The organism is Atopomonas sediminilitoris (assembly GCF_022601735.1).
Lineage (GTDB): Bacteria > Pseudomonadota > Gammaproteobacteria > Pseudomonadales > Pseudomonadaceae > Atopomonas > Atopomonas sediminilitoris.
In genome coordinates this window covers 235,529-248,705 of record NZ_JAKUMM010000004.1, presented here as the reverse complement: position 1 = coordinate 248,705, position 13,177 = coordinate 235,529, and the positions used below count along the sequence as shown (strand labels likewise).

General features: G+C 56.1%; 17 protein-coding genes and 1 tRNA gene. 8 read left to right on the top strand and 10 right to left on the bottom strand.

The features are described from left to right. Positions 1 to 41 precede the first annotated feature (41 nt). The gene (leuA, locus tag MKI83_RS07785) at positions 42 to 1,703 is read right to left on the bottom strand and encodes a 2-isopropylmalate synthase (RefSeq protein ID WP_241584662.1); all 1,662 of its coding nucleotides are present in this window, start codon (positions 1,701 to 1,703) and stop codon (positions 42 to 44) included. A gap of 354 nt (positions 1,704 to 2,057) precedes the next feature. Between leuA and tusA the strand changes: the two genes are divergently transcribed. Beyond that, positions 2,058 to 2,297, top strand: coding sequence for a sulfurtransferase TusA (tusA, locus tag MKI83_RS07780; RefSeq protein WP_370867368.1), 240 nt, complete (start codon positions 2,058 to 2,060; stop codon positions 2,295 to 2,297). Next, entirely contained in the window at positions 2,294 to 2,749 is a 456-nt protein-coding gene (locus MKI83_RS07775) for a gamma-glutamylcyclotransferase family protein (protein WP_241584661.1), read from the top strand. The genes tusA and MKI83_RS07775 overlap by 4 nt, the downstream gene beginning before the upstream one ends. Here the strand turns inward: MKI83_RS07775 and MKI83_RS07770 are convergent. After that, the gene (locus MKI83_RS07770; protein WP_241584660.1) at positions 2,707 to 3,768 is read right to left on the bottom strand and encodes a DUF3080 family protein; all 1,062 of its coding nucleotides are present in this window, start codon (positions 3,766 to 3,768) and stop codon (positions 2,707 to 2,709) included. The two genes, MKI83_RS07775 and MKI83_RS07770, sit on opposite strands and share 43 nt — an antisense overlap. 4 nt (positions 3,769 to 3,772) lie before the next feature. Next, the gene (locus MKI83_RS07765) at positions 3,773 to 5,158 is read right to left on the bottom strand and encodes an MATE family efflux transporter (protein ID WP_241584659.1); all 1,386 of its coding nucleotides are present in this window, start codon (positions 5,156 to 5,158) and stop codon (positions 3,773 to 3,775) included. A 130-nt stretch (positions 5,159 to 5,288) separates the two neighbouring features. Here MKI83_RS07765 and MKI83_RS07760 point away from each other — a divergent pair, with 130 nt between their 5' ends. Beyond that, positions 5,289 to 5,795 (top strand): elongation factor P hydroxylase, encoded by a 507-nt coding sequence (locus tag MKI83_RS07760; protein WP_241584658.1) that lies wholly within the window; start codon positions 5,289 to 5,291, stop codon positions 5,793 to 5,795. Further along, positions 5,795 to 6,955 carry a 4-phosphoerythronate dehydrogenase PdxB gene (pdxB, locus tag MKI83_RS07755; protein WP_241584657.1) on the top strand — a complete coding sequence of 387 codons (1,161 nt, stop codon included), beginning with the start codon at positions 5,795 to 5,797 and terminating at the stop codon, positions 6,953 to 6,955. Before MKI83_RS07760 ends, pdxB begins: the two co-directional genes overlap by 1 nt. Before the next feature lie 27 nt (positions 6,956 to 6,982). Here the strand turns inward: pdxB and MKI83_RS07750 are convergent, their stop codons facing one another. After that, complete coding sequence (locus MKI83_RS07750; protein ID WP_241584656.1) at positions 6,983 to 7,159, bottom strand: PA1571 family protein; 177 nt, start codon at positions 7,157 to 7,159, stop codon at positions 6,983 to 6,985. 221 nt (positions 7,160 to 7,380) lie between these two features. Between MKI83_RS07750 and MKI83_RS07745 the strand changes: the two genes are divergently transcribed. Beyond that, positions 7,381 to 8,496 (top strand): ATP-NAD kinase family protein, encoded by a 1,116-nt coding sequence (locus MKI83_RS07745; protein WP_241584655.1) that lies wholly within the window; start codon positions 7,381 to 7,383, stop codon positions 8,494 to 8,496. Next, positions 8,493 to 8,720, top strand: a complete 228-nt coding sequence (locus tag MKI83_RS07740; RefSeq protein ID WP_241584653.1) for a DUF3820 family protein — start codon at positions 8,493 to 8,495, stop codon at positions 8,718 to 8,720. The genes MKI83_RS07745 and MKI83_RS07740 overlap by 4 nt, the downstream gene beginning before the upstream one ends. Here the strand turns inward: MKI83_RS07740 and MKI83_RS07735 are convergent. Then, positions 8,703 to 9,326 (bottom strand): TetR/AcrR family transcriptional regulator, encoded by a 624-nt coding sequence (locus tag MKI83_RS07735; protein WP_241584652.1) that lies wholly within the window; start codon positions 9,324 to 9,326, stop codon positions 8,703 to 8,705. The two genes, MKI83_RS07740 and MKI83_RS07735, sit on opposite strands and share 18 nt — an antisense overlap. Before the next feature lie 107 nt (positions 9,327 to 9,433). On the opposite strand from MKI83_RS07735, the gene MKI83_RS07730 reads away from it, so the two are divergent. Next, positions 9,434 to 10,285, top strand: a complete 852-nt coding sequence (locus MKI83_RS07730; RefSeq protein ID WP_241584651.1) for a crotonase/enoyl-CoA hydratase family protein — start codon at positions 9,434 to 9,436, stop codon at positions 10,283 to 10,285. A 246-nt stretch (positions 10,286 to 10,531) separates the two neighbouring features. On the opposite strand, the gene MKI83_RS07725 is transcribed toward MKI83_RS07730, so the two are convergent. Both MKI83_RS07725 and MKI83_RS07720 read right to left on the bottom strand, forming a co-directional pair. Beyond that, positions 10,532 to 10,619 (bottom strand) — tRNA-Leu (locus MKI83_RS07725). Positions 10,620 to 10,949: 330 nt separating this feature from the next. After that, entirely contained in the window at positions 10,950 to 11,300 is a 351-nt protein-coding gene (locus tag MKI83_RS07720; protein WP_241584650.1) for an amidohydrolase family protein, read from the bottom strand. Positions 11,301 to 11,362: 62 nt separating this feature from the next. On the opposite strand from MKI83_RS07720, the gene MKI83_RS07715 reads away from it, so the two are divergent. Continuing rightward, the gene (locus tag MKI83_RS07715) at positions 11,363 to 11,587 is read left to right on the top strand and encodes a winged helix-turn-helix transcriptional regulator (protein ID WP_241584649.1); all 225 of its coding nucleotides are present in this window, start codon (positions 11,363 to 11,365) and stop codon (positions 11,585 to 11,587) included. A gap of 207 nt (positions 11,588 to 11,794) precedes the next feature. Here MKI83_RS07715 and MKI83_RS07710 read toward each other — a convergent pair whose 3' ends face one another. The 3 genes from MKI83_RS07710 to nrdD form a co-directional block, all read right to left on the bottom strand. Further along, positions 11,795 to 12,223, bottom strand: a complete 429-nt coding sequence (locus MKI83_RS07710) for a nuclear transport factor 2 family protein (RefSeq protein ID WP_241584648.1) — start codon at positions 12,221 to 12,223, stop codon at positions 11,795 to 11,797. A gap of 96 nt (positions 12,224 to 12,319) precedes the next feature. Further along, a complete protein-coding gene (locus tag MKI83_RS07705; RefSeq protein ID WP_241584647.1) occupies positions 12,320 to 13,021 on the bottom strand; it encodes an anaerobic ribonucleoside-triphosphate reductase activating protein in 702 nt (233 codons plus the stop codon). A gap of 2 nt (positions 13,022 to 13,023) precedes the next feature. Continuing rightward, entirely contained in the window at positions 13,024 to 13,173 is a 150-nt protein-coding gene (gene nrdD / locus MKI83_RS16915; protein WP_272493023.1) for an anaerobic ribonucleoside-triphosphate reductase, read from the bottom strand. Positions 13,174 to 13,177 lie beyond the last annotated feature (4 nt).

The following is a 13,177-nucleotide window of genomic DNA, read 5'->3' as shown; positions in this document are numbered from 1 at the left end:
CCGTTGTGGTTTTTATGCTGAGCAGGTTAAGCGCAAAGGCTTTAAGCGCTAATCGCGGTATTGCTCAGTGCGCCGCTGTGCGCCAACGCATTGAGTACCGCCGACAACGCAGCGGCGGTGCTGTCTTCGCCCTCGGCATAGCCGTAATGATCGCGACCGTGCACCTTGATCGCCACATACACCACGGCGCGGGCGTCGCTGCCTTTGCCAAGCGCGTGCTCGTCAAATTGTTGGATAACCACACTCGTGCCGCAGTGTTTGCTTAGCGCTTGACTAAAGGCATCCAACGGGCCGTTGCCTTGGCCTTGCAACAACACTTCGTGCTGATGACTGTGCAGGGTGGCCAGTAAGCCTTGTTGGTCATCCCAACGAATATGTTTCAGTTGTTGGCTGTCGGTAGCACCAAAGGCTTGTTGCAAGCAGGCGTGGATGTGCTCGCCGCGCAGCTCGCCGCCGCTTTGCTCGGCCGCTTGCTGCACCACTGGGCTCAATGCCAGCTGCAGATAGCGGGGTAAATGCAGGTCGTATTCGCGCTGCAAAATAAACGCGGCACCGCCTTTGCCCGACTGACTGTTGACGCGAATCACCGCTTGGTAGTCGCGGCCTAAGTCGGTGGGGTCGATCGGCAAATAAGCTACATGCCAGAGCTCGTCTTCACGCTGGCGGCGCTGCAGGCACTTATTGATGGCATCCTGGTGGCTACCAGAAAACGCGGTAAACACCAGCTCGCCAACCCACGGGTGGCGCGGGTGCACGGGTAACTGCGTGCAGGCTTCGACTGTGCGGATGATTTCATCAGCATCGGACAAATCAAGCTGCGGATCGATGCCTTGGCTGTACAGGTTCATGGCCATGGTGACCAAGTCCATATTGCCGGTGCGCTCGCCATTGCCCAGCAAGGTGCCTTCGATACGGTCAGCGCCGGCCAACAACGCCAGCTCGGCAGCGGCCACACCACAACCACGGTCATTGTGGGTGTGAATGGAAATATCAATGTGTTCGCGATAGCGGATATGCCGGCAGATGTATTCCACTTGGTCGGCAAACACGTTGGGCGTGGTCATCTCCACGGTGGCGGGCAAGTTGATAATGCAGCGCAACGTCGCCGAGGGTTGCCACTCGTCCAGCACGGCATTGCACACCGCCAGTGCATAATCGGGCTCGGTGCCGCTGAAACTTTCGGGGCTGTATTGGAAACTCCACTGGGTTTGTGGGTAGTGCGCGGCGTAATCGCGCACCCAGCGTGCGCCTTGCACGGCCATCGCTTGAATGCCGGCTTTATCTTGCTGAAAGACTTGCTCGCGTTGCACCGTGCTGGTGGAGTTGTACACGTGCACCACAGCGCGCTTAACGCCGACCAAGGACTCGTAGGTGCGCGCAATCAAGTGCTCACGGGCTTGGGTCAGCACCTGAATGGTGACATCGTCGGGGATGCGGTCTTCTTCGATCAGCCGGCGGACAAAGTCAAAGTCCGGTTGACTGGCTGAGGGGAAGCCAACTTCGATTTCTTTAAAACCTAGCTTGACCAGCAAATCAAACAGCCGCTGTTTTTGCTCCACGTCCATCGGCTCAAGTAGCGCCTGATTACCATCGCGCAAATCAACCGCGCACCATTTCGGCGCGTGTTCGATGCGCTGCTCTGGCCAAGTACGGTCAGGCAGGTTGATGGGGTGGTAGCGAGGATACTTGCGAGCGTTGAACATGGTGGTCTCTCGAGTGATGTGCGCTGTGCGAGTTGCCTTGAGCGGACCATTAAACAGCGGGTAGCCATCAGAAGGTCTAAAGTTCGGGGCCGCTTGTGGCGGCCCCTAGGTACCGAAGTGGTGTGAACTTCGATGCCAAGAAGTCTATGCCGCTTGATGAGGTTTTTTGTTGCGAATGTTGTGGTTTGTTGCTGTGTTGCTTTCTGTAAATTGTCGTTTCCAGTCATTTATAGCAACTTTATGCCTATGAATGATCTTGTGCCGGGATTTGTACCGTGCTGTGCGACAATTAACGCGCCATTTCTTGCTGGATTGGCAAAGCATTGTTGTTAGTAACGCGTAGGTAGAGCTGCTGTGGATACTCCTGATGTGATCTTTGATGCCTCTGGTTTGATGTGCCCAGAGCCTGTGATGCTGCTGCACGGCAAGGTGCGCGAGCTGCCCGACGGTGGACTGCTAAAAGTCATTGCTACAGACCCTTCGACCCGCCGCGACATTCCCAAGTTTTGCCGTTTTTTAGGCTACGAACTGCTGGATCAGCGTGAAGAGCAGGGCACCTACCTGTACTGGATCCGCAAGGCTGCACAGGCGTGAGTCGTTACTACTTTGCCTATGGCTCCAACATGAACCCAGCGCGGATGCAGGCACGCGGCTTGCGCTTTGATCAAGCGGAGCTGGGGCGCCTATCCGGCTACGCGTTGTGCTTCAACAAGCGTGCGCATGATCGTGATGGCTATGCCTACGCCAATGTGCGCCATGCCCGCGGCGAGGTGGTGCAAGGGGTGTTGTACCGCCTGTGTGATGGGCACGAGATTAGCAAGATGGACCCGTTCGAAGGCACGCCGGTGTTTTACAGCCGCGAAGTCATGCCTATCGAAACAGCCGCAGGCATACAGCCAAGCTGGGTGTACTTTGCTAACCCCGCCATGCGCGCCGAAGGTTTATTGCCGGCGCACGGTTATATGCAGCATTTGTTGGCGGGCAAGCCGTTCCTCAGCGACGACTACTGGGCAGCCTTGGCGGCATTGCCCACCCAGCCCGACTGACCGGGCGCGAGCTGGCAGGCGCGCAAGGTGTCTTGCCAGGCCTGTATATGCGTGTGCTGCGCCTGTTGATAACGTTGCCAGAGCCGCTCGAGCGAGGCCAAATAAGCCTCGAAGGCCGCTGTGGCGCCGGGCTGCGCACGCCACTGTTGGATCAAGCCATGCCAGCGCTGGCCACGCTGATCCACCCTCGCAAGGTACGGCTGTAATTGCCCGGCAAAGTATTTGATCATCACGTTTTGCGCGATGCGCGCGGGCGGTGTTGCGCGGCCAAGCGGGCACAGCGGCTTACGCGCGGCGCGCTGTTGCAGCATCTGCGTGCCGTGCGTAAGCGTTTCAGTTAGACGCAATACGCTGTGCAGCCATTGGCCGCCGCCTGTGCTGCGGCTTAAGCCAAGCAAATGCTGATCAATCTCGTTGGCGGTCAAGACAGGCCGTTGCTGGAAGCGAGACGGCAAGTTCACCAGCGCGGCAAACTCGTCCAACCAAGCGCCGGCCGGATTCTCAGGCGCTAAGCCGTGCTCGGCAAAACGCAGATGCTGGCGCACCTCGCTGCTGGCGGCGAACAGATTCCAATAATGCAACGGGAGCTGTTGCTGCTTTTGTTGTTTAAGGCTGGTTAAGGCGGCGTGCCAGTCACTGTTTTGCTCGGCTGACTCGCGTAAGCAGGCCTCCAGCTCATGCACTAAGGCAACTTCATAGGCCAGTTGATGACTGGGCTGCATGACTTTGCCAAGGATGCTGTTGCGCTCGCTGATCAATACCCTGAGACGCGGGCACGTGCTGCTATCCACCAGCAGCTCCAACAAGCTGATACGGGTGTCGGGAATACCATTAACCAAGGCGCGTTTAGGCGGCGGGCGCAGCACTAACAAGGCTTGACGATCAAAGGCCGGGGCCGTTGGCTGCTCTAATGCGCGCGCCAGACGGCTGAGGTAGTCCTCTTGCAGTGCGGCGGCTGGGTCGGCTTGCTCGCAAGCGGCCAGCAGGGCGCACAGCATGACAACAATGAGTTTTTGCATCACCTTAGGATGCCCGACGAATCTCCCGCTGGGCAATTTTGCGCAAGCGAATGGCCAACAGCACCGCAGCAACGCTAAGCCCTGCGACTAAGCCCATCCATAACCCTGCTGGGCCGCGCGCTGAGCCAAAGAAGTCGCTGAGCCCGAGGCTAGCGCCAAGCGGCAAGCCGATGCACCAATAGGCGAACAGGGTGAGCAGCATCGTGCTGCGGGTGTCGTGATAACCGCGCAAAGCACCGGCTGCGGTGACTTGAATGGCGTCAGAGAACTGAAAGATTGCTGAGAACACCAACAGACTGGCGGCCAGGCTGATCACTTGCGCATCGTTGGTGTAAATGCCGGCAATGCTGGTGCGTAGCCACATGATCAGGCTGACCGAAAGACAGGCATAACCGAGGGCAACGGCGAGGCTAGTCCACGCTGCAAATTCGGCCTGTTGGGGGGCGTTACGTCCCAACGCCTGGCCGACACGCACGGTGCTGGCCATGCCAAGCGAGTAGGGGATCATGAAAATCAGGGATGACACGTTCAGGGCGATTTGATGACCGGCAACCACAATCGCGCCAAGGCCGCCAATCAGCAGCGCGATCACTGAAAAAATACTCGCCTCGGCAAAAATGGCCACACCTATCGGCGTACCCACTTTGAGCAAGTGCTTAAGCGTGTTGCCTTCTGGCCAACTAAAGCGGCTGAACAGACGGCTGGCTTGATACGCCGGCGCCCAGCGCACCCAGAGCAAAAGCCCCAAAGCGCTCAGCCACATCACCAAGGCCGTGGCCCAGCCGCAGCCCACGCCGCCCATCGCCGGCAGGCCGAACTTGCCGTAAATAAACACGTAATTAGCCGGAATATTCAGCAAAAGCCCCAGTACGCCAAACACCATACTGGGCCGCGTGATGCCTAGGCCATCGCTAAAACAGCGCAGCACCAAATACAACGCAATAGCGGGTAAGCCCAAGGCAACGGCTTGCAGATAGCCCATGGTGGGAGCAATCAAGGCGGCGTCCACTTGCATCCAATGCAAAACCGGCTCAGACAGCCACAACAGGGCGCAAGCCATTAGACCAATGGCCAAGCCCAGCCATAAGCCTTGGCGGACTACTTCGCCGATCTCGCCTTGTTGACCGGCACCAAAGCGGCGCGCGACCTCCGAGGTGGTGGCCAACAAAATACCGCTAATAAAGAGAAACACCGGCACCCAAATGGAGTTGCCCAGCGCAACGGCCGCTAAGTCATTGGCGGAGACGCGCCCGGCCATCACCGCATCAACAAATCCCATCGCAGTGTGCGCCAGTTGCGCGACAATGATTGGCCCCGCCAAGATGAGCAGGGCGCGAACTTCCTTTAGAATGCGCAGGCTCAAGACAGGCTGATGGGGTAAATCACGCATGGTAGAGGGCTCGACAGATCAATCGATGAGTGAAAAGCAGGGCGCATACGCGCACACTGCAGACGGTCATTGTACGTGTTCGACGCCGCTAACATTTGCCCGAAAGGGACATGCGATTGCAGATTTACACATGCTTTTTCGCCGATGCTTTAGTAGTGACTACGCCGTGGAATTAGTCGGCGGCGCGGATGAACCGCTGTATGTGCCCGCAGCTTCTGGGCGCAATAGTCAAATCATCTACACCCACGACTACATCGCCAGTGCGTTGCATGAAATTGCGCACTGGTGCCTAGCCGGCGCTGCTAGACGGCAACAACTCGATTACGGTTACTGGTATTCACCCGATGGTCGCAGTGCTGAGCAGCAACAAGCGTTTGAATCTGTCGAGGTTAAACCGCAAGCACTGGAGTGGCTATTTAGCCAAGCTGCGGGGCAGCGCTTTGCAGTGAGCATCGATAGTCTAAACGCGCCAGAATACGATCGCCGGCCTTTTCAGTTGGCCGTTTGGCAACAAGTGCAACGCTACTGGCGGTATGGTTTGCCAGCGCGTGCGGCTAGCTTTGTTAACGCTTTGCTCGCGCACTATCAAACTCACTCTGACTTTTATCCCGAGGCGTTTCGCCTGGAGGACTTGTAATGAACCAGCCGCTACGCATTGTGGCCGATGAAAATATTCCCTTAGCAGAGGCTTTTTTTGCTGAGCTGGGTGAATTGACCCGCTTGCCTGGACGCGACTTGTCGGCAGCGGCGGTGCGCGAGGCGGATGTCCTCTTGGTGCGTTCGGTAACGCAGGTCAATCAAGCGCTACTGCAGGGCTCCAAGGTGCGTTTTGTTGGCACCTGCACCATCGGGACCGATCACTTGGACTTGCCTTGGCTGGCCGAGGCCGGCATTCAGGTCGCCAGTGCGCCCGGCTGCAATGCCCGCGCGGTGGTAGATTATGTGTTGGGCGCGTTACTGCACTTGGCCGAGTTATCCGGTGAAACGCTCGAGGACAAGGTGATTGGCATTGTTGGTGCGGGCCGCGTGGGCGGTGCGTTACACAAGGTGCTCAAGGCGCTGGGTTTAGAGGTTCGTGTGTGTGACCCGCCACGAGCGGCCGAAGAAGAGGGCGAGTTTTATAGCTTGCAGGCGTTGATTGCCGAAGCCGATGTGCTGTGCCTGCACACCCCACTTATCCACGAAGGTGAGCATCCGACATGGCATTTGTTGGACGAGGCTCGTATTGCCACGCTCAAGCCGGGGCAATGGCTGATCAATGCCGGACGTGGTGCTGTGGTCGATAACCAAGCGCTGCTAGCGCGCTTACAGGCGCACGATGATTTGTGGGTTGCGTTAGATGTATGGGAAACCGAACCCAATGTTGAGGCTGAACTGGCTCGGCGCGTGCACTTGGCCACGCCACATATCGCCGGCTACAGCCTTGATGGACGCTTGCGCGGCACCGAGATGATTTATCAGGCGTTGTGTACAGCACTGCAAACCGAGGCCAAGCAAAGTTTGGCCAATGTGATACCGGAGCACTGGCTAAAAGGCTTACGCGTGACCAGCAAGGCCGAACCTGCGGAGTTACTCGCGCTGATCAGTCGCAGCGTGTACGACCCACGCCGCGATGACGCGGCGTTTCGACGTCACTTGCGTTTGCCCGCGCACGAGCGCCCAGCGGCATTTGATGCGTTACGCAAGCACTACCCCGTGCGCCGAGAAATACCCGGCCTTAAGCTTTTCACACGGCAAAGCTCTGCTGAACTCAATCAGCTGAGCAAAGCGTTAGGTTGCAGTGTGGATACGCTGTAAACCGCGGTGGCTTTTTGCGGCGGCTTTTTAGTGATTGGTGCCGAGTAAATCTGCGTTTTGCGCGGCGAGTTCGCGGCACGCTTGCTGGATCATGGCTTCGGTGATGGGCTTTTCACGCCCTTGTTCATCCACTAAAAAACCCAGCGCGGCAGGGGCTTGAGTGGTTTTGGCGTTATTTTGACTGCTTTGGCGACTGCTAGACATAAGTGCAAATCCATCATCAGGCTGTTGTACAGAGCCGATCTTTGTCGGCATGGTCAGTGTGCTTACTCACTATGACTGCGCGGTGACATCATTAAGACACCTTAATTAAGCTGCCTTTTTGTGAAGAAACGTAAACGCAGCATCGCGCTGATTGATTAAAGCGCCTCATGGGCTGTTTGCTCATATTGTTTGGGCATGAAAAAACAAGGTTAAGTAGCTAAATGACCAGCACTCTCGGACTCATCATTAACCCCTTAGCAGGCCTTGGCGGCAGTGTAGCGCTCAAAGGCAGCGACGGCATGGCTGAGCAGGCGCAAGCCCTTGGTGCGACACCGCGTGCGCAGGCGCGTACCCATCAAGCGCTGGAGGTGTTGCTGCCACTGCGTGATGTTCTGCACTTCTTAACTTACCCAGGTGCTATGGGGGAGGGTGTGCTCAAGGATCTTGGGTTTTCTTATGAGGTGATCAGCAGCCCGCATCCTGGCCCGACTACGGCGGCCGACACCTGTGCCGCGGTGCAGGCTTTGCAGGCACGTCCGTTAGCCTTGCTGTTGTTTGCAGGTGGTGACGGCACCGCACGCGATGTCTGTTCGGTGGCTAAAGCAGGTTTGCCGGTGCTGGGTGTCCCCGCGGGGGTCAAGATTCAATCAGGGGTGTATGCGGTCAGTCCGCGGGCAGCCGGTGAGCTGGCACTGCGCCTGTTGCAAGGTGGCTTGGTGCGCTTAACCACAGGCGAAGTGCGCGATATCGACGAGGAAGCGCTACGTGCAGGCAAAGTCGGCAGTCGTTATTTCGGCGAGTTGTGCGTGCCGGTCGAAGGCGGCTTTTTGCAGCAGGTCAAGCAAGGCGGCGTCGAGTCTGAAGAGCTAGTCCTGCAAGACTTGGCCGATTGGCTTAATGAGGATTGGGAGCCCGGCGTGCGCTATGTGTTTGGCCCCGGTTCAACCTTGCATCAACTGGCCGAGATACTGGGTCAAGAAACCACGTTGCTGGGTGTGGATGTCCTGCAAGACGGGCAGGTGATCGCCCGCGATGTCACCGAAGCACAGTTGTTTGAGCTGGTTGATCAACATCCGGCCAAATTGCTGGTGACGGCTATCGGCGGGCAAGGCCATGTACTGGGTCGTGGCAACCAGCAAGTCAGCCCAAGGGTGGTACGTGCCATTGGTCTTGAGCACCTGCGAGTGGTGGCGACTAAACGCAAACTCGCCACGCTCAATGGCGCACCATTGCGGGTGGATAGCGGCGATGTCACGTTGGATAACGCCTTTGCGCCGGTGCTTAAGGTATGGGCCGGTTACCGTGAAGAGTTGCTCTACCCCTTGGAGGTACTATGAGCGCACCCGAGCCGAGTGAAGAGTTGTTAGCGGCGATTCGCCAAGTCATGCCGTATGGCAAATACGCCGGTCGGCGCTTATTAGAAATACCAGAGCCGTATTTGGTTTGGATGCACGGCAAAGGTTTCCCACGCTCAAAGCTTGGTCAGCAATTGGCGCTGATTTATGAAATCAAGCTCAATGGACTAGAAGGGATGCTGCGACCATTACTGGATCGGCGCTGAGTGACGAAAGCGGGCGAGGGTGTAGCGCGCGATGTCGGCCAAGTCCTCGCGTTTCATAAAGAGCCCATCACTGGCCAGCTTGGCCAAACCATGCATCGCAGCCCATAACAGCTGGGCGAGGCGCAACGTGTTGTCGCTGGGCGGCACTAGACCGTCTCTTTTGAGCTGATCAAACAAGCTCACGTACTGGCGAAAGCAGTCTTTGGCGTAGCGTTGAAAATCGTCGGTGTCGCGGTGCACTTCGGGGCCATCGCGCCATAGGATTTGGCCAAACATCAGGCCGTAAAGCGCAGGGTTGTCCAAGGCAAAATTCAGATAATTGATAACGGCTTGGTACAGGCGCTCGTCTAAGGCTGTGCTTTCATCATCAACAACGTGTTGCAGGTTACGGTTTAACTGCATAAAACCACGCTCGCCGAGCGCAGCTAACAAGGCTTGTTTGTCGCGAAAGTGATGATACGGCGCTTGCCGCGATACCCCAACCATCTCCGCCAGTCGCCGTAATGACAGAGCCTCAAGGCCTTCGCGGCCAATTAAATCGAGGCTGGCTTCGATCAAGCTGTGCCGAAGATTGCCGTGATGGTAGTCGTTGCTAGCGTTGGTCATGCAAAGGGCTTCTATAACAAATATCAGGAAGGGCTGACTTGACAGTGTCAGGATGGCGCCTCTATCTTGACGCCGTCAACCCCTCAATGCCGCATTAAAGGTGCACCATGTCTGAGTTAACGTATAAAAGCTTCAAGGTGACCGTCGCCGAACACATCGCCCATGTGCAGTTAAATCGCCCAGACGCGTTGAACTCGATGAATGCCGATTTCTGGCTGGAGTTACCAGAGTGCATGCGCGCACTAGAGGCCAGTGGCGAGGCGCGGGTGATCGTGCTGTCATCGACCGGCAAACACTTTTCGGCAGGCATGGATTTAGGCGTGTTCACCAATCCAAAAACTGTCCCCATGAGCGGTGATCCAGGCCGCATGGCTGAAAATCTGCGCCGCACGGTTATGCAGCTACAAGCCAGCTTGAGCTCGCTGGAAGAAGTGCGTCTGCCGGTGCTGGCAGCCATTCACGGCGGCTGTATTGGTGGTGCCTTGGATATGGTGTGCGCGGCAGATTGCCGTTACGCCACCGCCGACGCTTACTTCACCATTAAAGAAACCGAACTCGGCATGACCGCTGACGTCGGCACCTTGCAGCGCTTGCCGAAGCTAATCCCGCAAGGTGTGGCCCGAGAGCTGGCCTTCACCGGCCGTAAATTCGCCGCCGAAGAAGCCAAAACCCACGGCCTAGTCAACGAAGTGTATGCAAGCCAAGAAGCGATGCTGGAAGCGGTCATGGCGATCGCCAAGCAAATCGCCGCACATTCGCCCTTGGCGGTTACTGGTTGTAAAGAAATGCTCAACTACAGTCGCGATCACAGCGTCGAAGACAGCCTTAAGTACATGGCGACCTGGCAATCAGGCATGTTCCGTCCCAACGACATGATGAAAACCTTCCAAGCCAAAGTGACCAAACAAGCCCCGCAATTCGACGACTTGTTCGCGGTTAAGCAGGTATTTAGCGAGTAAGGCTTAGCCCCTTATCAAGAGCCCGCCGGTTTGCGTCTGTGGGCTAATAGTGACCGCCCGCACCCTGCAATGGCTACGCTATCGCAGGGTGTTTGGTTTCTGGCTGTGATCAATATGCGCGTGATCGAAAGGGCAAAAAGGGCATGCCAACACGCTAAGAAATAGCGAATTGCCTAATAAGCATGCTTTTGAGGCAATAGCCAAAACCGGCTAGGCGGTCAAAGTGACCTAAGTGCTTGATTGTATTGGTGCCCGGAGCCGGAATCGAACCGGCACGATCGCAATGATCGGGGGATTTTAAGTCCCCTGCGTCTACCTATTCCGCCATCCGGGCCGGAGGAGGGAAGGCGCATATCATAGGTGTTTAGAATGTGTGCGTCGAGACAAAAAGCTAAGTTTTTCAACGATTTCTACATGGAAAGTGATCTTGCCCGTCACCAGTAGGCACTTCGTGAAGCGACAAACAACCGCGAGGTGAACCATGGCAGGGCAATCCACCAGAGTGGGAAACCGCATACCCACTATCTGCAAGCCCATAAAGTCGAAGCTCATGCTCTGGCTGAGCGCATTGGTGTTAGCAAAGCAGCCAGCCAGTTAGAACGCATGGCTCTCAACCTTACGGCTGACATAGTAAGCAGCAAGACCAACTCAAGAGAAAAGGCCGCTACAAGGAAAAAATACGCTGCGCATTACCGCCCAAAAATAAGTCTTTGCTTTGCTCATCGAGGCCCAATTGGTCTAGGCCTTGCAAAGCCTTTGCGGCAGTGATCATCGGGTAGTTGGTGCCAAACAGCACCTTGCTGCGGCCATGCGTCTGCATGAACTCAACCAATGCCTGCGGATACCGTAATGCTGTGTAGGCGCTGGTATCGAGATACACATTACAGTGCTTGGTGGCCACGGCAATGGCTTCATCCGTCCACGGGTAACCGATGTGGCCGGCAACGATAGTCAGCTCGGGAAAATCTAGCGCAACTTGATCTAAGTAAATCGGTCGCCCAACCTCGCTTGGCATTAAATGCCCGGTATGGCCAATTTGCGTACAAAAAGGCCCCAAGATCGGCACACGCGGTCGCGTTGCAGCAAGAATGCGAAATCAGCTCGCCGAATGTGTTGATGGCGCGGCTTAAAGAGTTACGTGCAGCCGGCATTGTTGAGCTAGAAACGACCGGTGGGTATTACTTAACCACTGAAGGTCAATTGTTGCTGGAGGCCTTAGGACCATTAGCACAATGGGCTGACCGCTGGGCACAGAATGTCGGTCGTGAAGATTTGGCTTGTTTCGGGAAAAATCAACGCTAGCCTCGTCTGCTGATATAGATAAGTTCGCATAATATATATTATGTTAAATTACGTAATGCCAACTGGCTGGAGCTGACGGTCATAAGCATTAGAAGCAAACATCATTGCGTGTCAGGTGGCGTTAGCCATAAAACTAATGCAGCGCAGTTACTGGTTGCCCAGCCCCATACGCTTAGCAAATGAGTCTGGGGCTATGTTCCGTCTGTATTAGCCTTTTTGTTTGGCCAGATAAGCGCCTAGGCGTTGTCCCATTTCGGTGCCTAAGGCTTGTAAGCCGCTCATGGGCCGTACCATGACTTCAAAATCGACAATTTTGCCTTCGTCGTTAAAGCGCACCATATCAATGCCTTTAAGTTGCTTGTCGCCTACTCTGGCACTGAACTCCAGCACCACACTGGTGCCGTCTGCGCTGGCTAGTTCGCGATGGTAGCGAAAGTCTTCAAACACGCCGAAGACGGTATTCAGAATCATCGATACTACGGGCGCACCCGGATATGGCGTGTGCGCCATCGGTGAGCGAAACACCACATCAGGCGCCAGCAGCGCAGGTAACTCGCTTAAATTGGCACTGTCGATCATGGCTTGCCATTGCTGCAAGGTGGCTTGGCACTGGGGGTTTAGCGCTAACGTACTCATCTTATTGTTGTGCTCATGGCGGTATGAGCCTTGAAGGTATGGTGCGATCTTGGCAGCGTCAAGATTAAGGCCAACGAAATACGCAACGCTTATGTTTTAGTCACGCCAAATCAACTGCGGCCATTGTCCTGTTAATGTTGTCTTTACTCTTAAGCGTTCTTGATAGCTCACGGGCAGCGTGCTTAAGGCAGGATCAAGCATGCGCTCACAACGCACAATTTGAATCGCCAGCCGAGTGACGCCCAGATTTCTAAGTCGAGAGGCAATGCGCAGCAGTTCATCGCCGCTGAGTAATGCTGGATGCCAGCTCACGCGGACTTCATAAGCCACACCGCTGGCCAAGAGTAACTCTAAGCCATACCAATTATGGCTTCCGCTACCGGGTACGCCGGTGATCAACGGCACGCTTTGTGGCAGGCCTTTGATGTCATAACCCACCCAATCGACTAATGGCAGCACTTGCTGAAGGGCTTTGGGTTTTATGCCGGCGGTGTGCAGGCCGACTAAAAAGCCCATCGCCCTCACCTCCTCAATTGCTTGCGGCAACTCCGCCTGCAAGCTGGCTTCGCCGCCGCTAAAAACAACCGCCTGCAGTAAGCCTTGGCGTTGCTGTAAAAACTCAAGCACCCCTCGCCACTCAAGCTCGTTGCTGCCGCGTGGGGTGATCAAGTCTGGGTTATGGCAATAGCGACAGCGCCACGCGCAGCCTTGGCAAAACACCACGCAGGCTAAATGCTCGGGATAGTCCAAGGTGGTCAGGGGCAATAAGCCCCCGACCCGCAGTGCCGCTGCCGTCATGCTTAGGCCTTGGCTTCGGTGAAGTGCTGGCGTTCGCGGTGCTCCGACTGTTTGCCTGGGTTAAAGGCAGCAACCGGACGGTGATAACCCATAACACGCGTCCATACTTCGCAGCGCTGACGTTGTTCGGTGGGTAAGTTGGCTTTATCCATAGCA

Excerpts from the sequence above, each read along its gene's own strand:
- MKI83_RS07750 (WP_241584656.1), bottom strand. The coding sequence starts at position 7,159 with ATGTCTAGCAGTCGCCAAAGCAGTCAAAATAACGCCAAAACCACTCAA.
- MKI83_RS07705 (WP_241584647.1), bottom strand. The coding sequence starts at position 13,021 with ATGACGGCAGCGGCACTGCGGGTCGGGGGCTTATTGCCCCTGACCACC.
- MKI83_RS07760 (WP_241584658.1), top strand. The coding sequence starts at position 5,289 with ATGCTTTTTCGCCGATGCTTTAGTAGTGACTACGCCGTGGAATTAGTC.
- MKI83_RS07740 (WP_241584653.1), top strand. The coding sequence starts at position 8,493 with ATGAGCGCACCCGAGCCGAGTGAAGAGTTGTTAGCGGCGATTCGCCAA.
- MKI83_RS07765 (WP_241584659.1), bottom strand. The coding sequence starts at position 5,158 with ATGCGTGATTTACCCCATCAGCCTGTCTTGAGCCTGCGCATTCTAAAG.
- nrdD (WP_272493023.1), bottom strand. The coding sequence starts at position 13,173 with ATGGATAAAGCCAACTTACCCACCGAACAACGTCAGCGCTGCGAAGTA.
- MKI83_RS07735 (WP_241584652.1), bottom strand. The coding sequence starts at position 9,326 with ATGACCAACGCTAGCAACGACTACCATCACGGCAATCTTCGGCACAGC.
- MKI83_RS07770 (WP_241584660.1), bottom strand. The coding sequence starts at position 3,768 with ATGCAAAAACTCATTGTTGTCATGCTGTGCGCCCTGCTGGCCGCTTGC.
- MKI83_RS07720 (WP_241584650.1), bottom strand. The coding sequence starts at position 11,300 with ATGCCAAGCGAGGTTGGGCGACCGATTTACTTAGATCAAGTTGCGCTA.
- MKI83_RS07745 (WP_241584655.1), top strand. The coding sequence starts at position 7,381 with ATGACCAGCACTCTCGGACTCATCATTAACCCCTTAGCAGGCCTTGGC.
- MKI83_RS07710 (WP_241584648.1), bottom strand. The coding sequence starts at position 12,223 with ATGAGTACGTTAGCGCTAAACCCCCAGTGCCAAGCCACCTTGCAGCAA.
- MKI83_RS07730 (WP_241584651.1), top strand. The coding sequence starts at position 9,434 with ATGTCTGAGTTAACGTATAAAAGCTTCAAGGTGACCGTCGCCGAACAC.
- leuA (WP_241584662.1), bottom strand. The coding sequence starts at position 1,703 with ATGTTCAACGCTCGCAAGTATCCTCGCTACCACCCCATCAACCTGCCT.
- pdxB (WP_241584657.1), top strand. The coding sequence starts at position 5,795 with ATGAACCAGCCGCTACGCATTGTGGCCGATGAAAATATTCCCTTAGCA.